Raw genomic sequence first — 18738 nt, 5'->3', positions numbered from 1 at the left:
GGCCGCCACAACGGCCGCACCCGATGCGCCCGCCGCAGGCGCATCGGCCACGCCCGCCGCACTGCCCCCCCGAGGGCCCGAGGCCGGGCGCGCGGCGGAGGGCGCAGCACCGGCGCCCTGCTTGCCCAGCTCCACCACCCGCACCTCGGTGCCGTCCTTGCGGATGCGCTGCTGACCGGCGGTGACCACCAGGTCGCCCGCATTCAGCCCCTCGACCACCTCCACCAGGCCCGGCGCGCGGGCGCCCAGTTGCACGGGTGTGCGGCGCGTCACGCGGGTACCGGGTTCCTTGCCTTCCACAATCTTCAGCACATAGGGGCTGTTGCCATCGGGCACGATGGCTTCTTCAGGCACCACACGCGCATCGCTGCGCTCTGCAAACACAGCCGTCACGCGGGCGAACATGCCCGGGCGCAGTTGCAGGCGGCGGTTGTCGATGCAGCCACGCACCGCAATGGCCCGGCCGTCGGCATCGATCTGCGGGCTGATGGCCTGCACCACGGCGGCGTAGCGCACGCCGGGCAGCGCATCAAACGCCACCTGGGCGGTCTGGCCGGTGCGTGCCTTGCTTTGCAGGCGCTCGGGCAGGCGGAAGTCCACATAGACGGCGTCCAGGTCTTCAATGTTGACGATGTCGGCGCCGTCCTTGAGGTAGTCGCCCACGTTCACACCCCGGATGCCCGCAATGCCATCGAAGGGGGCCACGATCTTGAGGCGCTGGGCGGTGGCCTGCGCCAGGGCCAGCTTGGCCTGCGCCACCTCCAGGTTGGCCGCGCTTTCATCCACCGAGCGCTGGCTGATGAAGCCCTGGGCCACCAGCTCCTGGTTGCGCTTGTGGTTGGCCTGGGCGATGGACAGCTCCGCCTGGCTTTGCTGGATCTGCGCACGGGGCAGCTGGTCGTCAAACTGCACCAGCACCTGCCCGCGCCGCACGCGCTGGCCGTCGCGGAAGTTGAGCTGCGTGATGCGCCCCCCCACCTCGGGCCGCAGCATCACGCTCTGGCGCGACCGCAGGCTGCCCACGGCCTCGGCGTCGTCGCGCAGGGCCATCTGCCGCACGGCCACGGCCTCTACCGCCACGGGGCGGCCCGCACCACCGGCGCCACCTGCAGCGCTGGCACCCCGCGCAGCCCCACCCGCTGGCGCCCCCCCACCAGCGACCGCAGACACATCGGTGCGCGCAGGCTGCGCAGGTTTCTGGAGCCACCAGGCGGCCCCCGAGGCGGCGGCAATGCCGATGACAGCGAAAACGATGAACTTGTTCTTGGACGCCATGGGTCAGTGAAACCAGGTGGTGTGGGGAATGCAATCGAACAATGTATCAGTGCGTGTCTTGTGCTGCAGCCAACTTTGGCAAGACCCCAAGGTCAATTGCGGCGGTTTTACGCAGGCTTTACACGCCCAAAAACAAAAAAGCCCCCGAAGGGGCTGGTGGCTGCGCCTATGCACTCTTTTACGGTACCGAACCCGCGCCGAGGTCATCCGCGCCCCAGGGCCTTGTCCACGCCCCGGTTGGCCAGCGCATCGGCGCGCTCGTTGCCCGGATCGCCCGAGTGGCCCTTGACCCAGCGCCACTCGATGCGGTGGCCGCCGGTGCTCACCAAGGCATCCAGCCGCTGCCACAGTTCGACGTTCTTGACGGGCTGCTTGGAGGCGGTGCGCCAGCCCTTGGCCTTCCAGCCATGGATCCACTCGGTGATGCCCTTGCGCACATATTCGCTGTCCAGGAACAGCGTCACCGCACAGGGGCGCTTGAGGGCCGACAGCGCCTCGATCACGGCCATCAGTTCCATGCGGTTGTTGGTAGTGCCCAGCTCACCGCCAAACAGCTCCTTCTCGACCTGCCCGGCGCGCAGCAGCACCCCCCATCCGCCGGGGCCCGGGTTGCCCTTGCAGGCGCCATCTGTGTATATCTCTACCTGGTTCAAACTGTGTTCCTGCTCTCGTAGTTCAGTCATGGCCACCAGGGCCCGGTCAAGGGGCTCCGTGGCGGCCGGTGGGGGATTGTCTATGTTCGGTCGCGCCGGACCGGGGACACATGGGCGGCGGGCACCCGGCCGCCCGCCCGGTTGGCCACAGGCACCGTGGCGGCAGACCGCTGGCGCTGGTTGCGCCATGCGGGCTCCAGCAGGCGCATGCCATGCACCCGCTTGACCGCCACCAGAAAGTAGGCCGCGCCCAGGATGGGCCACCAGCGCTCTCCCAGAGGGTCCATCCAGCCAAAGCGCTCCAGCCACTGGGCGCTGCGCACCGCGGGACGATAACAGCCAAAACGGGCCGATTCGACCTCGAAGCTCAAAAGCCTGAGCCAGTCCCGAAGGCGCCGGTAGCCAATGAACTCGCCCACATCGGGCAAATACAGGGTGCCCCGCCCCATGCGCTGGTACAGCCGCGCCCGCCGCTGGCGCAGGCCCCACAGGCTGGTGGGGTTGAGCCCGCTGATGACCACACGCCCCTCGGGCATCAGCACCCGCTCCACTTCGCGCAGCGTGGCATGGGGGTCGATACTCAGCTCCAGGGTATGGGGCAACACGATGAGGTCCAGGCTCGCATCGGCAAACGGCAGGGCCACAGACTCGGCGAGCAGGTCCACGGTGTGCTGTCGCAAAGGGGCGCCCCCTTCGTCACCCGCTTGCGCATACGCAATAGGGCCCAGCACCGCCTCCTGCCCCAGTGCCAGCCACTGGTAGGGCATGCGGTTGGCGCGCAGGCCGTCCAGCAGAGGCATGCCCAGTTGCAGGCTGTGGTAGCCAAAAATGTCCACCACGGCCTCGTCAAAGCGCGCCTGCTCCCACGCCAGCAGGTACCGGCCCGGCGGGGAATCGAACCAGTGGTGCAAACCTATAATTTGATCGCTCATGAACTTGCTGCCGCTGCCCGCCTTTACCGACAACTACATCTGGATGCTGCACGACGGCCGCCAGGCGATCGTTGTGGACCCGGGCGACGCAGCACCCGTGGTGCAGGCCCTGGACACACTGGGCCTGGGCTTGCAGGCCATTCTAGTCACGCACCACCATGCCGATCATGTCGGCGGCGTGGATACCTTGCGCGAAGCCACTGGCGCACGGGTCTACGGCCCGGCGCGCGAGCGCATTCCCGAGCCCCTGGTCCGCCTGGCGCACGGCGATGTGGTGGAAGGGACCGATGTGCTGGGCCTGCGTTTCACGGTGATCGATGTGCCCGGTCACACTGCGGGCCACATCGCCTACTACTGCGAGGCCATGGACGGCGCGCCCCTGCTGTTCTGCGGCGACACCCTGTTCTCCGGTGGCTGCGGCCGCCTGTTCGAGGGCACGCCCGCGCAGATGCTGGACTCGCTGGACCAGCTGGCCGCCCTGCCCGGGAACACCCGCGTGTGCTGCACCCACGAATACACCCTCTCCAACCTGAAATTTGCGCGGGCTGTGGAACCTGGCAACGCCGCCCTGCTCCACTACAGCAGCCAATGCGAGGCCCTGCGGGCACAGCAGCAGCCCACGCTGCCGTCCCGCATGGACCTGGAGCGGGACATCAACCCTTTCCTGCGCGTCAGGCAACCCACGGTGGCCCAGGCCGCCCGGGACCACGACGCGCAGGTGCCTGAAAACGATGCCGTGGCGGTGCTGGCCGCCCTGCGCCAATGGAAGAACGAATTCCGATGAAAATTCTGCACATCGCCTGCCTGGCGGGCCTGCTCTGGCTCACAGGCTGCGCCACCACCGGGGGCCCCTCGCCCGACCAGGCTGACCCCGACACCAAAACCATCCCCAGCACTGCACGCTCTTCCACCCATACCCCCCTGATTCCCAACGGGCCACTCAAGCCGATCACGGCCGCCCAGGCCAGCAGCGGCGAAGTGGCCTCGCTGTCGGCTCCGGCCGACCTGTGGGACCGCATCCGGCGCGGCTTTGCCATGCCCGACCTGCAGCACGAGCTGGTGCAGGACCGCGAGCAGTGGTACGCCACCCGCCCCGACTACATGCAGCGCATGACCGAGCGCTCCAGCAAATACCTGTTCCACATTGTTGAAGAGCTGGAGCGGCGTGGCATGCCCACCGAGCTGGCCCTGCTGCCCTATATCGAGAGCGCGTTCAACCCCCAGGCCGTGTCCAGCGCCAAGGCGGCGGGCATGTGGCAGTTCATGCCCGCCACGGGCAACTACTTCGACCTCAAGCAGAACGCTTTCCGCGATGACCGCCGCGATGTGCTCGCGTCCACGCGCGCAGCGCTCGACTACCTGCAGAAGCTCTACAACATGTTCGGCGACTGGCACCTGGCCCTGGCAGCCTACAACTGGGGCGAGGGCAGCGTGGGCCGGGCCATCGCGCGCAACCAGAAGCAAGGCCTGGGCACCAGCTACACCGACCTCAACATGCCCGCCGAGACCCGCATGTATGTGCCCAAGCTGCAGGCCGTGAAGAACATCGTGGCCAACCCGGATGCCTTCCGCACCGAGCTGCCGCTCATCGAGAACCACCCGTACTTCCAGACGGTGGACATCACGCACGACATCGACGTGGCCCTGGTGGCCCAGCTCGCAGGCATCCGCGAGGAAGACTTCCGCGCGCTGAACCCTTCCTACAAGCGCCCCGTGATCCTGGCGGCGGGCACGCCCCAGATCCTGCTGCCCTGGGACAACGCCAAGGTCTTCCAGCGCAACCTCGAAGCCCGCCGCGAGGGCCAGTACGCGAGCTGGACCGTGTGGTCCGTGCCCACCACCATGAGCGTGGCGGAGGCCGCGCAGCGCGTGGGCATGAGCGAGGCCGACCTGCGCAGCATGAACAACATCCCGCCACGCATGCTGATCAAGGCGGGCTCGGCCCTGATGGTGCCGCGCGCCAACACCACAAGGCAGGATGTGTCTTCGCACCTTGCCGACAACGGGCAGGTGGCGCTGACACCCGAGATCGTCACCCGCCGCACCACGGTGCGCGCTGGCAAGGGCGAAACCGTGGCCAGCATTGCACGGCGCTACAAGCTCACCGCCGCCAACGTGGCTGACTGGAACGATGTGCGCGCCAATGCCGCGTTCAAGGTGGGGCAGCAGGTGGTGGTGTACCTGCCTGTGCGGCAAGCGCAGGCCAATACCCGCGGAGCCGCCAGCAAACGCGCCGCAAGCGCCCCCGCCCGCAAGGGCGGTACCCCTTCCAAGGTCAAACGCCGTTGATGGCGAAGGGCGGCCCCTGGCGGCATGGGCCACCCCGCCGGGCGAAGCTTAGAACCGGAGCGTGTGCATCCCCAGCAGCCCCAGGATGCCCATGATGATGAGGTACAGCGCCACGATGGTGCTGAGCAGGCGCGGCATCACCAGAATGAGGATGCCTGCGATCAGGGAAACAAGCGGGCCGATGCTGAGGCTCAGCGACATGGGTCAGTCCTTGGAAAAATCAATGAGGGTGTGAAGGGACAAAGGGCCAGGTGAACTGGCCGCAACTGCCTTGGGACGCGCCGGTGATTGCACCTTGGCAAACGCCCCTGCACTGTAGTCCAAACCAGCCCCTGTTTCGGGCGACTCCCCCGGTACAAAAGCCCCATTCCGCAGACCGCACCATGGCGGCCCGAAACGCAGGGCGCTGGGGTCAGACGCTGTACTTCTGGCGCGCCTTGCGCACCAGGTCGTTGGTGTAGGTGCGTGCCAGCTCTACCTTGGCTTCGGCCAGCTCGGGCTGCACGCGCGCCAGTATGCGCAACGCCGTGGCCGGACCGTCGTCCGGCATCAGGCCGTTGGGCGAAAAGGTTTCGCGCACGCGGCCAAAGGCCGCCAGGTACAGCCCCCGATCGCCCATCAAATATGCAGCAGGCACCGCCTTGACGAGGTCGGCCGGCCCCGCCGTCTGCAGCCACTTGAGCGCATGCACGATGCCGTTGACCAGCGCCTGGGCCTGGGCAGGCTGCTTTTGCAAAAACGACTGGGGCGCATACAGGCTGCCCGCAGGCAGGGTGCCACTGCCTACCAGCTCCTGCGCGGCTTTGAGCGAACGCAGGTCGCCCACGATGCGCGTGTCGGCCTTCTGCTCCAGCAGCGTCATGATCGGGTCGGCATGGCACAGCGCATGCACCTGGCCCGAGCGCAGCGCATTCATCGCGTTGGTGCCCGAACCCACGCCCACAAACGCCACGTCCCGGGGCGACAGGCCCGCACGCACCAGCATCAGGCTCGCCGCCAGGTGGGTGGATGAGCCAACCGACGACACACCGATGCGCCGCCCCGCCAGATCGCCCAGGTCCTTGTAGGCAGGCAGCGAGCGCAGCGACACCCCCAGGGCCAATTGGGGCGCACGCCCTTGCAGCACCAGCGCACGGTAGGACTGGCCCCGCACGTGGGCGCGCAGCACATGCTCGAAAGCCCCCGAGCAGACATCGGCCGCCCCCTCCTGCACGGCCTGCTGCGCGAGCGCACCTGCCGCAAAATCGCGCACCACCACCTCCAGCCCTTCCACCCTGAAGTAGCCCAGTGCATCTGCCAGCGCCAGCGGCAGGTGGTAAAGCACCCCCTGCCCCCCCACCGCCACCGTGACGCGCCCCAGCATGGCCCCATCGGTCTGCGCCCGCACCAGCGCAGGCGCACACACCGCAGCCACCGAGACGGCGGACACGGTGCCAAAGGCACGGCGGGTGATCAGAGACTGGGGCATGGAGTCAGGCAAAAAGACAATGCTGCATTGCAACAATCGTGCCCCGAAGGGGGGCAGGCCGCATCAGGGAGATTCCCTGCGGGTTTCTACGTAAGCAAAAAAATGATGTGGAAGGGCTCTTGCTGCGATGCACCCCTTGGGTGCGTCGGCCTGCCTGGGCCCACGCCAGGGTCAGCGGTAACCGATGAAAAGAATCGCCACGTTGACCAGGAATCCTGCCGCCCACACGGCACTGCGGGCCGTGGGCATGTCTGCAACGTACATCATCACGTAGAAGATGCGCAGCAACACAAACAGCAGCGCCAGCATGTCGAGCAGCGTCTGCCCGGCGCCCAGCAGATGGGCAATGATCACTGCACCGATAAAAAACGGCAGGGCTTCAAAACTGTTGGCCTGCGCCGCGTTGGCCCGCGCCCGCCAGTCGGTCTGCCGGGCCATCCAGGCGCGCGGGTCATGGTTGTCAAACCCGCCGTCTTTGCGCGACTTGCCCAGGCTGCCGCTCTTGGCCAGCCAGGCGCAGCCCATGGGCAGCAGTGCGGCAATCAGCACGCACCAATAGGCAGCGGTGAACCGGGCAACATGCATGGTGGTATTCATTTTTGCGACTCTCTTTGGCCGCTACCGCCTGTTGGACAAGCGCGAGCAGCTATTAAATTGTGAGTATTCTAGTGGGCACCCCGATGCGGCGCTGTCACCGGCGGTCCACCAGTGCATGCGCAATGGTGCCCAGGTCCACGTACTCCAGCTCGCTACCCACAGGCACCCCGCGTGCAAGGCGCGTGACATGCACGCCCCGGCTCTTAAGGGCCTCGCTGATCACATGGGCCGTGGCCTCGCCTTCGGCGTTGAAATTGGTGGCCAGGATCACCTCCTGCACCTCGCCACCGGTGGCCCGCTCCATTAGCTTCTGCAGCCCGATGTCCTTGGGCCCCACCCCGTCCAGCGGGCTGAGCCGCCCCATGAGCACGAAGTACAGTCCCTTGAAGGCCCCGGTACGCTCCATGGCGGACTGGTCCGCAGGCGTTTCGACCACACACAGCCGTGTGGCATCACGCTCCGGGTCCAGGCAGGTGCTGCACACCTCGGCCTCGGTGAACGTGTGACAACGCGCACAGTGGTGCACCGTGCCCACCGCCTCCGAAAGCGCCCGCGACAGGGCCAGCGCCCCCTCGCGGTCGTGCTGCAGCAGATGAAACGCCATGCGCTGCGCAGACTTCACCCCCACCCCCGGCAACCGGCGCAGCGCCTGGATCAGAACGTCGAGGGAATTGGTGGTGGACATGGAAACGAGCGATGCAGGAAAGATGTGAGGAACGAGCTGGGCAAGGCTTCGACAAGCTCAGCCCGAACGGATGCAGGCAAAAACAACAGGCATGTGGTCCTTGCCTTCACACCCCGCCCTCAAGGGCGTAGCGAGCGGGATCAGCTGCTAGGCGGACGGAGCACAGCCACCGGAACGTACTTGAAGTACGCGAGGATGGCGAGCACCGCCCAACGACGCAGATGGCCCGCTTGGTAGCCAGTATCAGAAAGGGAATTTCATGCCGCCGGGGAGGCCTGGCATGCCTTGCGTGAGCTTGCCCATCTTCTCCGACGAAGTCTCCTCGGCCTTGCGCACTGCCGCATTGAACGCGGCCGCCACCAGGTCTTCCAGCATGTCCTTGTCTTCCGCCAGCAGGCTGGGATCGATGGTGATGCGCTTGACGTCGTGCTTGCAGGTCATCACCACCTTCACCAGGCCCGCGCCCGATTCACCCTCCACCTCGATGAAGGCCAGTTCGTCCTGCGCCTTCTTGAGGTTGTCCTGCATGGCCTGGGCTTGCTTCATGAGGCCGGCGAGTTGTCCTTTGTTGAACATGGTGTGGTTTCCTTTGCTTTCTTTCTGGTTGATCGATTCCCACGAAGGGACTGAAATTCAGTGTCCGAAATTCACGGTATTGTGCTTTGCACCGTTAGTGGCCGTCGAAACTGCCGCAGCCCTGACCAGTGCTCCCGCGCAAGGGCCGCCAAGCCGCGTAGGCGGCGCTTCGCTTGCGTGCGCTGGGAGCGTCCCCCTCCCGCGAAGCGAGAGAGGGGGAAGGCGCCAAAGGCGACTCAGGGGGTGCTCCATTTCACGCGGGTTTTATGCTGCCCGGCACGATTCTCGCGCCGTAGTCACGCATCAGCGATTGCACGAAGGGGTCGTTGTGCACGATTTCCTCGGCGCGGCGCTGGCGCTCGGCCGCGGCAGCGGCGTTGCGGCGGGCGGGGCTGTCAATGACCACGCCCACCTCCACGCTGATCTGGGTGGCATGGCCTGCCGCCTCCAGCGCGGCGCGCAGGCGCTCGCGGGCGGTGGGCTGGTTGAGCGACTCGCGCTCCACGCGCAGCAGCCAGTGGCCACCATCGCGCGCCACCAGCTGCGACTGCAGGGCCAGCTCCCGCACCAGGGCGTTGATGGCCTCGGCCGCGACCATCTGCTGCACCGTGGCATGCCAGACGTCGCCCTCCTCGGTGGGTGTATACCGGGCCGACGCGGGCACAGGAGCCGAATGGGGGGCTGGCTGCAAACGCGCACCGGGCTCGGGGGCTACGCGCACGGGAATTGCTACGAATTCAGGAGCACCCTGCGCTTGCTGAGTAAGCGCAGGGGCCTGGTTTTGTTCAAAATTTCGCGCCTGGCGCACGGGCAGCGCCGTGACGGCGGCGGGCGCCGTAGGTGCAATCAGCGCACCGGCTGCAGGACCTGCATCGTCCTCCGACCCGGGCCAGGGCGGAGGCTCGGAGGAAGAGGCGTCGTCAAAGCCCGGAGCGCCATCATCGAGCGCCGACACGGCCGCTGTTGTGGGGGCGGGGGTCGGCATGGCAGATGCCGCAACAGGGGCCACAGCAGGTGGCACGGGCATCGCCGGTGTGGGCTGAGCCACCGGGACGGCGGCGACCAGAGGCGCAGCCGGGGGAATCGGCGCTGCAGGCGCCGCCAGGGGGGCCGGTGCAGACGCCGCAGAAGCCCCTGTGGATGCAGTTTCAGGCCGCGTCAGAGTTTTTTTTTCAGCCGATTCGCCAGCGCCGCCCACACCGCCCGCAGGCTTGAAAGCCAGCAGGCGCAGCAGCACCATGGTCAGCGCCGCGTACTCATCAGGCGCCAGGCCCAACTCGCCGCGACCGTGCAGGCACAGGCTGTAGAGCAGCTGGGTTTCGTCGGCGGGCATCAGCGCCGCCAGGCGGGCTGTTTCGGCAGCCTCGGGGTCGTCGGCATCCACCGCACCGGCCATCTGCGGCACGGCCTGGAACACAGCCATGCGCTGCAGCACTGCGCTCATCTCTTCGAGCGTGGACGCAGCGGACAGGCCGTTCATGCGCAGTGCGTCCGAGGTTTCGACCACGGTCTTCCCATCGCCCTGGGCCAACGCTTCGATGAGGCGGAACACATAGGAGCGGTCCACCGCACCCAGCATCTGGCGCACACCGGCTTCCTGCAGCTGGCCGCTGCCGAAGGCGATGGCCTGGTCGGTGAGCGAGAGCGCATCGCGCATGGAGCCGCGCGCAGCGCGCGACAGCAGACGCAGCGCCTGCGGCTCGGCGGGCACGTTCTCGGTTGCCAGCACCTGCGTGAGGTGCGAAAGCACGGTTTCGGGCGCCATGGGGCGCAGGTTGAACTGCAGGCAACGACTCAGCACCGTGACCGGCACCTTCTGCGGGTCGGTCGTGGCGAGCACAAACTTGAGGTATTCGGGCGGCTCTTCCAGCGTCTTGAGCATGGCGTTGAACGCCGTGTTCGTGAGCATGTGCACTTCGTCGATCATGAAGACCTTGAAGCGCCCCTGCACCGGTTTGTAGACCGCCTGCTCCAGCAGGCTCTGCACCTCGTCCACGCCCCGGTTGGAGGCCGCGTCCAGCTCGGTGTAGTCCACAAACCGGCCGCTGTCGATGTCGGTGCAGGCCTGGCACACGCCGCAGGGCGTGGCGGTGATCCCGCCCTGCCCGTCAGGCCCCTGGCAGTTGAGCGACTTGGCCAGAATGCGCGACACCGTGGTCTTGCCCACGCCGCGCGTGCCAGTGAACAGGTAGGCGTGGTGCAGGCGCTGCTGGGTCAGCGCATTCGACAGGGCCTGGACCACATGCTCCTGCCCCACCATCTCGGTGAAATTGCGGGGGCGGTACTTGCGGGCGAGCACGAGGTAGGACATGGGGGGTGATTCTAGGGCCCAACCAAGTGCCCCCGCCCTTCGATAACGGCACGCTCCCCACCAGGGACACCGCGCAAGGGCCGCCCCGCCGCGCTGGTGTCGTCCCCCTTCCCGAATTGCGCAGCAATTCGAGAGAAGGGGGAAACGGCGCAGCCGTTCAGGGGGTAGAATGCGAACTGACGGGCCTCCTCGCATGGTGAAGCGGCCAACCGGGTCAGGTGGGGAACCAAGCAGCCCTAACTGTGGAGTCAGTGCCGGGGGTAAGGCTCGTCAACTTCTTCTTTCTTTTTGCGTGGTCGCGCAAAAAACTCCCCTTTCTCCAGTATTTCCATCGCGCGCCGTGCGCTTCAGCGACCGCTCAGGCCCCTGACGACTGCCCCAGCCAGCGCAGCGCCCCCTCGCCCGCTACACGGCCGCTGGCCATGCTGGCGGTGAGCAGGTAACCCCCCGTGGGCGCCTCCCAGTCCAGCATTTCGCCCGCGCAGAACACGCCCGGCAAGGCCGTGGCCATGAGGTGCGCGTCCAGCGCCTCAAACGCCACGCCACCCGCCGTGCTGATGGCTTCGTCCAGCGGGCGCGCAGCCACCACGGTGATCGGCAAGGCCTTGATCGCGTGGGCCAGGGCCACGGGGTCGTTCATGCCGTCCTTGCCCAGGTGCTCATACAGGATGCCCGCCTTGATGCCGTCCAGGCCCAGGCGGCTCTTGAGGTGGCTGGAGAGTGAGCGTGATCCGCGCGGGTGGCGCACTTCCACCAGCACACACTCGGGGCTGTGGTCGGGCAATAGGTCCAGGTAGAAGGTGGCGTGGCCATGGGCCTGCACCTCGTCGCGCAGCAGGTGCGATACGGCATAGACCAGGCTGCCCTCCACCCCCGTGGCGGTGACCACAAACTCGCCCCGGCGGCTGAAGCTGCGGCCCTGGCTGTCGGTGAAGCTGAGCACCACGGTCTTGAAGGGCTGGCCCACAAACTTCTCGGAAAAATGCGGCGTCCAGCCCACCGTGGGCGCGGGCGTGCGGCCCAGCAGCTCTTGCAGAAAGGCGCGGCGCGTTTCGCCCACAGGTGCATCGGCGCGCAGCACATCAAAACCGCAGTTGGACGGGCGCAGCGGCGCCACCGCCACCCCGCGCTGCGCCAGCAGCGGCACCCAGGCACCATCCGACCCCAGACGTGCCCAGCTGCCGCCGCCCAGCGCGAGCACTACGGCCTTGGCGGCCACCCGCACCTCGCCTGCCGGTGCGGCAAAGCGCAGCGCACCCTCCTCGGCCCAGCCCAGCCAGCGGTGGCGCATGTGGAACAGCACCCCCTGCCCGCGCAAGCGCTGCAGCCAGACGCGCAGCAGCGGCGCGGCCTTCATGTCGGCGGGGAACACACGGCCCGAGGTGCCCACAAAGGTCTCCACCCCCAGCCCCTGCGCCCAGGCACGCAGTTCGGGGCCGCCAAAGGCGCGGACCAGCGGCTCGATCTGCTGCTCGCGCTCCGCATAACGCCCCACAAAGGGCTCGTGCGGCTCGGAATGGGTGAGGTTGAGCCCGCCTTTGCCCGCCAGCAGAAATTTGCGCCCCACCGACGGCATGGCGTCGAACACATGCACGGCCACACCCGCCTGGGCCAGCACCTCGGCGGCCATCAGGCCCGCTGGACCGCCGCCGACGACGGCCACATCGCACTGCAACGGTTCCGCAGACAAGGTGGGAGCATCGGAAGGAGGAAGGATGTGGGACACAGAAGGGCCTTGCTAAAAAGAGGGAGAGCGCTGCGCTGCCTGGGGGCGTAAGGACCCGTCAGAACAAGGAGCCTTGCGGAGAATCCGCAGGCCCCGGCGCGGCGCGGGCACGCTCTGGCTTTGCAGGGACAACCGGCGCAGCGGGGGCGAGAGTATGCCCCACCGCAGGCACCTGGGCTGCCGATGCCCCTGCCGCACCGGGCACTTCGCCCACGGGCACTAAGCGCCCATCGCCCGTGAGAAAGGCGGCGTACACCGCCTCGCCCGGCATCAGAACCGAAACGGCTTCGCGGTAGCGCTGCAGTTGCGCCACCAGCGCCTGCTGGCGCTGGGGCTGGGCGGCGCTTTTGTAATCCAGCACCCACCAGCCTGCCGCTGCGTCGTCGGCATACGCCGCGCGGCGCAACACCAGGCGGTCGATTCGCAGGCTCTGGCCCTGGTAGTGCAGCGGGGCTTCGTTGATGGCGGTCTGTACCTGGGCCGGGTCCCAGGCCCAGGCGCCCTCCCCGGCCAGGATGCCCTGGGCCATGTGCGCGGCCAGCTCGGCGGCGACGGGGGTGATGTCGTGGTCGCTGGCCAGCCGGGCGATGCGTGCGGCGGGCCAGCCGTTGGCGCGGAGGTCGGCCAGCGGGGAACCGGCCACACCGGCCTGCTCCAGCAGCTGGTGCATGGCGTCGCCCTGGCGGGACAGCGGCGTGGAGTCGCCATCGCCGGGCATGGCCACGGGCGTGGCGCCACTGGGGTCGGCGGCTGCTGCACCCGGTTGGGTGCGGGCGCTTTGCAGGGCCTCGGGCAAGGGTTTCAGCGCGGCGATGGTGAAGGTGTCGGGGGTTGCCCCGGCTCCGGCGGAAGGCGCAGGGGCCGCGCCCGCGTCCACCCCGGTCACCAGTGGTGCCAGCCGGTTCCACCAACTGCCCGGCGCCGAATTGCTGGGCAACACGGACGACAGCGCCAAGCAATGCTTGGCACGCGTCATGGCCACATAGAGCATGTTCAGTTCTTCGCGGCTGCGGGCCTGCTGCTCAGCAGCCAGCGCGGCTTCGGCGCTGGGCGGGGGGGTCGATTCGCTGGCGAGAAAAACAAAGGCCGCAGGCACGGGCTGCTCGCCCGGCCAGTCCACCAGCACGCCCATGGTCTCGGCTTTTTGCGGGCGGGTATCGGTGTCGAGCAGCAGCACGCAGTCGGCCTCCAGGCCCTTGGCACCGTGCACCGTCAGCAGGCGAATGGCCTGCGCATCGGCCCGGCCGGGCGCGCGCACGCCGCCCTTCTTCATGGCCCGCACAAACGCATAGGGCGTGAGGTAGCGGCCGCCATCGTGCTGCAGCGCGGCGGCCAGCAGCGCGCGCAAGTTGGCCTGCACTGCCTGGCGCTGGGTGACTGGGGCGGCGGCGGCAAAGCGGGCCAGCACATCGCCATGTTCGTAGATGGCATGCAGCGCATCATGCGGCGGCAGGCTATCCACCCAGGCCTGGTATTGGGTCAAAACAGCCCCTACCGCCTGATGGTCATGCCCTAGTAGCTCATTTTTTGATAGCAAATAAAACCAGCTGCTGCTCGCATGCTCGCTCTGACGGCGCAGCGCGGCCAGGGCCACCAGGGCCTCGTCGCCCAGGCCAAACAAGGGCGACTTGAGTGCACGGGCCAAAGACAGATCGTGCGTGGGCGAAACCAGCACATCGAGCAGCGCCACAACGTCCTGCACCTCGGGCGCGTCGAACAGGTCCGCCTTTTCAGGCTGCACGCAGGGCAGGTGCAAGGCGCGCAAAGCGTCTTGCATGCTGGCCAGGCGGTCGCGTTTGCGGGCCAGCACCAGCACTTCTTTGGGTGGGGTGCCGCTGGCGATCTGCGCGGCCACCCAGGCGGCGGCCTGGGTGCATTCGCGCATGCGCTGGGTTTCTTCGGCCTCGTGGCGGGGTTCGGTCAGGCTGTCGCGCCAGGCCAGGGGGTCGCGGGCTGCGCCCTGGCTGTCGTCGTCCGCATCGGTGATGGCGGGCAGGCGCAGCAGCTGGCCGGGGTGCTTGGATTCGGTGGTGTGGTCGCGAAAGCCGCTGGTCTCGTGCTGCGCCTGGGCCTGCCCCATGACGGCGTTGACGGCGGCAATCACGCCCTGCGCGTTGCGGCGCGTGTGGTCGCAGCTGAGCAGGTCGCCGCCCAACCCGTCGCGCACAAAGGCCTGCGCAGCGATGAACACCTGCGGCTCGGCGCGGCGAAAGCGGTAGATGCTCTGCTTGGGGTCGCCCACGATGAACACGCTGGGCGCGGCAGACCCGCCGCCCGAGCCCGCATAGCCCGCCAGCCACGCATGCAGTGCCTGCCACTGCAGCGGGTTGGTGTCCTGGAACTCATCGACCAGCAAGTGGCGGATGCGCGCGTCCAGCCGCTCCTGCACCCAGCCACTGAGCACCGGATCGGCCAGCATGACCAGGGCCGTGCGCTCCACATCGTTCATGTCCACCCAGCCGTGCTGCTGCTTGACGGCCACAAACTGCGCAATCAGGCAGCGCGCCAGCCGGGCCATGCGCTGCTGGTGCTGCCAGGCCTCGTGCTGGCGGCGAGCGGTGAGCAGGCGCTGCAACTCGGGCTCTGCCTCCTGCGCAGGGGGAAATTTCTCCAGGTTCTTGGAGAGGCGGTCTTCCTTGGCGACGAATATCGCTTTGCGCAACATGTCGAGCCGCTGATTCACATCGGGGCAAGCCAGAGCGTCAATGATGGCGTCGGCCGCCTTCTGGGGGGTCTTGTTGGCCTCGGCGCCCAGGGCGCTGGCACGGTTGCGCCAGCGTTGCAGGGCGGCTTCGGTCTGCAGGGCCTCGGCGGGCTCGGCCAACGCGGCCAGCTCGGGGTATGCCTCCTGGAAGGGCGGCACGGATGCATCCACCACGCCTGCCGCGTCGGCCAGGTCAAATTCCACCCGCTTGGCCAGTGCCGCCGCCAGCGCCTTGTGCGTTTGCGAGCGGCCGTGGCGGGCCACCACAGCTTCGTAGTCGGCACGCAGGCTGGCGCTTTCGGCCACGACCTGCAAGAACGGGGGCCAGACCTCGCGCACGGCCTCGGCATCGTCTTCGAGAAGCTCAAAGTGCGCGGGCAGGCCCTGTTGCTGCAGCAGCGCCAGCGGCGCTGTGCCCAACAGCGCGGCAAACCAGCTGTGGAAGGTGCGGATCTGCACCGGGCGCCCTGCTTCGAGCAACTGGCGGTATAAATTTTGTAGCGCCTCGCGCTTGTCCAGTGCGCCTTGGGGGCTGATTCCGCGTGCAATCAGCTCGGCCGTCAGTTCTTCCACCGGCTTGTGGCTGAACTGCTCCAACCATTCTTGCAGGCGCTGGCGCATCTCGCCCGCGGCCTTTTTGGTGAAGGTGATGGCCAGGATCTCGTGCGGCGCGCAGCCGTCGAGCAGCGCCCGCAGCATGCGCGAAACCAGCATCCAGGTCTTGCCCGCACCGGCGCAGGCCTCCACCGCCACGCTGCGCGCGGGGTCGCAGGCAATGGCGTAGAACGCCTCACGCGAGACGGGGCGGCCGTTGTGTTCGTAGGCGGCCTGGGTGGGTTGTGAAATGCTGACGGTCATGGCGTCTCTTGCGCGGGCAACGCCTGTTCAGTGTCTGCCCACATGTCTTTGCGGCACAGGCCCCGCACGGCGCAAAACTCGCACACCGAGCCCTCGCCCAGCGCGGGCAGCGGAGCCCCGGCGGCAATGCGGGCCATGTCGTGCTGAATGCCTTCGATGAGCACATCGCGCAGGTGCACCACCTCGTCCTGCTCGTGCATGCTCGTTTCACCGCGCTCGCCCACGTTGACGTAGGCAGCGCGCAGGGTGTCGTGGCTCAGCAGGGCGGCGTAGAAGGCCAGTTGCGTGTCCTCCGCTCCGCTCTTGATGCGCTGGCGGGTCACGCTGTCGCTTTCGGTTTTGTAGTCAATGACCAGTACCGTGGGCTCGCCAGTGGACGAGACACCATCGATTCGGTCGAGGGTGCCAACCAGCTCCAAGTCGCCCAGCGGCTGGCGGGCCTTGACCTCGGCCTGGCGGAAGGTGGCGCCCCGCTGCTCGTGCCCTGCCAGCCATTGCAGGTAGCCGTCACGCAGTTGCGCCCAGCCTGCGGCGAAGGGCAGAAAGTCACCGTCTTGCAGGCGTTGCTCGCGGGTCACGGCTTCGGCGGCGGCGTCCATGCGGGCGCGGCGCTCGTCCGGGTGGTCGGTGGGCTCAGCCAGCAACGCCTCGTGAAAGTGTTGCAGCACGGCGTGCAGCCAGTTGCCAAAGTCGCGCTTGTCCACTTCGGCATCCAGTTCGTCAGCCTCGCGCAGACCCAGCTGGCGCTGTGCAAAGAAGCGGTAGGGGCAATGGCGCAGGTCGGAATACGCGGTGGAGGACAGGTGCGCCACCGGCAACGCCTGGCCCACGGGCTGGGGACGCAGCGTTGGGGTGGCGGCCACGGCACGGGCCGCACGGTCGTCCGTGCCGGGTGTAGCGGCGCCATCCAGTTGCAGGGCCAGCACCAGGGCGCTGGCCAGCAGGGGCTCGCCGCCCTCATCGCCGGTGCGCCACAGCACGTCCACCACGGGCGTGCGCAGCGCGTGGGCCCAGGCGGCCCGCTGGGCGGCCTCCAGCGACTGGCGTGTGGGCAGGCCCCAGGCCTCGCGCTGAGCCTGCGACCAGTCGCCCGCAGGCTCCGGCGCAGCCTGCAGGCGCTTTTCATCGCAGCCCGGCAGCACGGCGGCGGCAAAGGGGCGGGCAAGCAACTGGGGCAGCGGCAACACGACCACGGGCGCATCGGCGGCCTGGGCGGCCACGTAGCGCCCGGCTTCGAGCACGTCCCTGGCCCAGCGGGTGAATTCGGCCAGCGTCATGCGGCGACCCGCGCTGTCGCCCCAGCCGTCCAGCTCGGCCTGCTGGCCGTCTTGCAGGCGCAGGGCGGCCGACACGCGCATGCCCGCCGGGTCGGCCTGCAGGCCTTGCCACTGGCCGGCTTGCTCCAGCACGGCGCGCAGGGCGGGCAGCCACTGCGCCAGCGGGCGCGCGGCGCGCAAGGATTCGCGCCAGGCCTCTACCGTAGCCACGGTGCGAGCCAACTGGGGCTGCGCGCTCAGATCCCGCGCGGCGGCGGCGGCCCAGTGCTGCACCACGCCCTTGCGCAGCCATTGCTCCAGCCGATTCACGTCGCCCGGCATCAGCGCAGGGGTGTGCTTGATCCAGTCCAGCACCGCGTTGGATGAAGCGTTCCACGCCGCAGCCTGCAGCGCGGCCATGACCCGCGAAGCGGCGCGTGTGGTCGAGAGAATCCAGCCACTTTCATCGCGCACCAGCACGCCGCTGCTGTCCAGGTGGGCGAGCACGCGGCGGATCAGTGCGCGGTCGGTGGCGGCCAGCGCCACGGGCACCCGGCCATCTCGCACGTGGGCCAGCACGCAGGCAGCGGCGCGGTGGGCTTCGTCTTCGGCATCGGTGGCGGCATGCTGGGCGCGTTTTGGCGGCGCGGGAGCTTCATCGACCAATACTGGCAGCGCAACACAAGCCCCCTGCTCGCCCCAATGGGCCAGCAGGGCCTGGGGCAGCGCGTCGGATTGAAAACCTTCGAGCACCACCAGCGCATCCACCGCCGCGCGCACACCGGGCTCGAACAGCACATCGGTGGCGTGGCGTGAGGCCAGCACCCATTCCAGCGCCAGGCGCGCCACCAGGGCCTCGTAATGCAGGCTGCTGCCCTCGTCGGCGGTGGTCAGCAGTTTGCGGGCCTCGTCGCCCCAGGCGGCGCGCTGCGCGGGGGGCACAGCGGCCACGGCGGGGGCCAACTGGGCGGCGGCTTCTTGCAGGGGCGTGGCCAGCATCTCGCGCTGGGCGCCCTGCCCCACGCGGTCGAGCAACGCGCGGGCCGTGAGGGTGTCGCGCGCCACGTCGCCCGCAAAGTCGTCGGCCGAAGGCTCAAACACCTGCAGTTGGCGGGCCCAGTTGCGGGTGGTTTCAAAGCGCGGCGCAAAGCCTTGCGGAAACTGCAACGCCCAGTGGCGCTGGGCCCAGGGCATGAGCTGCGCGTAGGGCACCAGCACCACGGTGCGTGCTAGGTGAGCGCCCTGGGCGCTGGCATGCGCGGCCACCTGGGCCAATGCGCGCTGCCACAGGCCCATGCTCCAGCCTGCGCACTGATCGCTTTTCGCTATGACAGTCATAGCGTCGCAAGCCCCGGCCATACCGGTGAATGGGGGATTGGTTTCTGTCACAATGCCCTGACTTTAAACG

14 protein-coding genes and 1 other RNA gene are annotated in these 18738 nt (G+C 68.1%); 3 read left to right on the top strand and 12 right to left on the bottom strand.

From position 1 onward, the window contains the following. The 3 genes from CBY09_RS07580 to CBY09_RS07570 form a co-directional block, all read right to left on the bottom strand. Nucleotides 1-1275, bottom strand: a 1275-nt coding sequence (locus CBY09_RS07580) for an efflux RND transporter periplasmic adaptor subunit (RefSeq protein ID WP_094287937.1), incomplete at its 3' end; no start/stop codon positions are given. Between the two features lie 203 nt (nt 1276-1478). Continuing rightward, nucleotides 1479-1928, bottom strand: a complete 450-nt coding sequence (rnhA, locus tag CBY09_RS07575; protein ID WP_094287935.1) for a ribonuclease HI — start codon at nt 1926-1928, stop codon at nt 1479-1481. 80 nt (nt 1929-2008) lie between these two features. After that, nucleotides 2009-2860, bottom strand: a complete 852-nt coding sequence (locus tag CBY09_RS07570) for a class I SAM-dependent methyltransferase (RefSeq protein ID WP_094287933.1) — start codon at nt 2858-2860, stop codon at nt 2009-2011. On the opposite strand from CBY09_RS07570, the gene gloB reads away from it, so the two are divergent. Continuing rightward, on the top strand, nt 2859-3644 hold the full coding sequence (gene gloB, locus CBY09_RS07565) for a hydroxyacylglutathione hydrolase (RefSeq protein WP_094287931.1): 786 nt from the start codon (nt 2859-2861) through the stop codon (nt 3642-3644). The two genes, CBY09_RS07570 and gloB, sit on opposite strands and share 2 nt — an antisense overlap. Beyond that, nucleotides 3641-5149, top strand: a complete 1509-nt coding sequence (locus CBY09_RS07560) for a transglycosylase SLT domain-containing protein (RefSeq protein ID WP_094287929.1) — start codon at nt 3641-3643, stop codon at nt 5147-5149. Before gloB ends, CBY09_RS07560 begins: the two co-directional genes overlap by 4 nt. A gap of 48 nt (nt 5150-5197) precedes the next feature. On the opposite strand, the gene CBY09_RS07555 is transcribed toward CBY09_RS07560, so the two are convergent. From CBY09_RS07555 to dnaX, 6 genes are all read right to left on the bottom strand, one after another. Beyond that, nucleotides 5198-5350, bottom strand: a complete 153-nt coding sequence (locus tag CBY09_RS07555) for a DUF3096 domain-containing protein (protein WP_015013605.1) — start codon at nt 5348-5350, stop codon at nt 5198-5200. 211 nt (nt 5351-5561) lie between these two features. Next, entirely contained in the window at nt 5562-6617 is a 1056-nt protein-coding gene (locus tag CBY09_RS07550) for an ABC transporter substrate-binding protein (protein WP_094287927.1), read from the bottom strand. 171 nt (nt 6618-6788) lie between these two features. Beyond that, complete coding sequence (locus CBY09_RS07545; protein ID WP_094287925.1) at nt 6789-7214, bottom strand: MAPEG family protein; 426 nt, start codon at nt 7212-7214, stop codon at nt 6789-6791. A gap of 94 nt (nt 7215-7308) precedes the next feature. Beyond that, nucleotides 7309-7899 carry a recombination mediator RecR gene (recR, locus tag CBY09_RS07540; RefSeq protein WP_094287923.1) on the bottom strand — a complete coding sequence of 197 codons (591 nt, stop codon included), beginning with the start codon at nt 7897-7899 and terminating at the stop codon, nt 7309-7311. Nucleotides 7900-8142: 243 nt separating this feature from the next. Continuing rightward, nucleotides 8143-8475 (bottom strand): YbaB/EbfC family nucleoid-associated protein, encoded by a 333-nt coding sequence (locus CBY09_RS07535; protein ID WP_055398201.1) that lies wholly within the window; start codon nt 8473-8475, stop codon nt 8143-8145. 253 nt (nt 8476-8728) lie between these two features. Beyond that, nucleotides 8729-10786 (bottom strand): DNA polymerase III subunit gamma/tau, encoded by a 2058-nt coding sequence (dnaX, locus tag CBY09_RS07530; RefSeq protein WP_094287921.1) that lies wholly within the window; start codon nt 10784-10786, stop codon nt 8729-8731. A gap of 178 nt (nt 10787-10964) precedes the next feature. Here dnaX and ffs point away from each other — a divergent pair. After that, an RNA gene (gene ffs, locus CBY09_RS07525) (signal recognition particle sRNA small type) lies at nt 10965-11061 on the top strand. 83 nt (nt 11062-11144) lie between these two features. On the opposite strand, the gene CBY09_RS07520 is transcribed toward ffs, so the two are convergent. The 3 genes from CBY09_RS07520 to CBY09_RS07510 form a co-directional block, all read right to left on the bottom strand. Further along, a complete protein-coding gene (locus tag CBY09_RS07520) occupies nt 11145-12476 on the bottom strand; it encodes a TIGR03862 family flavoprotein (protein WP_094287919.1) in 1332 nt (443 codons plus the stop codon). Between the two features lie 94 nt (nt 12477-12570). Further along, entirely contained in the window at nt 12571-16074 is a 3504-nt protein-coding gene (locus tag CBY09_RS07515) for a UvrD-helicase domain-containing protein (protein WP_094287917.1), read from the bottom strand. Then, nucleotides 16071-18668 (bottom strand): PD-(D/E)XK nuclease family protein, encoded by a 2598-nt coding sequence (locus tag CBY09_RS07510; protein ID WP_094287915.1) that lies wholly within the window; start codon nt 18666-18668, stop codon nt 16071-16073. Before CBY09_RS07510 ends, CBY09_RS07515 begins: the two co-directional genes overlap by 4 nt. Nucleotides 18669-18738: the final 70 nt, after the last annotated feature.

Source organism: Acidovorax kalamii (genome assembly GCF_002245625.1).
GTDB classification, from domain to species: domain Bacteria; phylum Pseudomonadota; class Gammaproteobacteria; order Burkholderiales; family Burkholderiaceae_C; genus Acidovorax; species Acidovorax kalamii.
This window is presented reverse-complemented; position numbering and strand designations above follow the sequence as displayed.

What these genes read in the sequence shown, in the direction of transcription:
- CBY09_RS07515 (WP_094287917.1), bottom strand. Translation starts at nt 16,074, where the DNA reads ATGACCGTCAGCATTTCACAACCCACCCAGGCCGCCTACGAACACAAC.
- CBY09_RS07510 (WP_094287915.1), bottom strand. Translation starts at nt 18,668, where the DNA reads ATGACTGTCATAGCGAAAAGCGATCAGTGCGCAGGCTGGAGCATGGGC.
- CBY09_RS07570 (WP_094287933.1), bottom strand. Translation starts at nt 2,860, where the DNA reads ATGAGCGATCAAATTATAGGTTTGCACCACTGGTTCGATTCCCCGCCG.
- gloB (WP_094287931.1), top strand. Translation starts at nt 2,859, where the DNA reads ATGAACTTGCTGCCGCTGCCCGCCTTTACCGACAACTACATCTGGATG.
- CBY09_RS07545 (WP_094287925.1), bottom strand. Translation starts at nt 7,214, where the DNA reads ATGAATACCACCATGCATGTTGCCCGGTTCACCGCTGCCTATTGGTGC.
- recR (WP_094287923.1), bottom strand. Translation starts at nt 7,899, where the DNA reads ATGTCCACCACCAATTCCCTCGACGTTCTGATCCAGGCGCTGCGCCGG.
- CBY09_RS07560 (WP_094287929.1), top strand. Translation starts at nt 3,641, where the DNA reads ATGAAAATTCTGCACATCGCCTGCCTGGCGGGCCTGCTCTGGCTCACA.
- CBY09_RS07550 (WP_094287927.1), bottom strand. Translation starts at nt 6,617, where the DNA reads ATGCCCCAGTCTCTGATCACCCGCCGTGCCTTTGGCACCGTGTCCGCC.
- dnaX (WP_094287921.1), bottom strand. Translation starts at nt 10,786, where the DNA reads ATGTCCTACCTCGTGCTCGCCCGCAAGTACCGCCCCCGCAATTTCACC.
- CBY09_RS07555 (WP_015013605.1), bottom strand. Translation starts at nt 5,350, where the DNA reads ATGTCGCTGAGCCTCAGCATCGGCCCGCTTGTTTCCCTGATCGCAGGC.
- CBY09_RS07535 (WP_055398201.1), bottom strand. Translation starts at nt 8,475, where the DNA reads ATGTTCAACAAAGGACAACTCGCCGGCCTCATGAAGCAAGCCCAGGCC.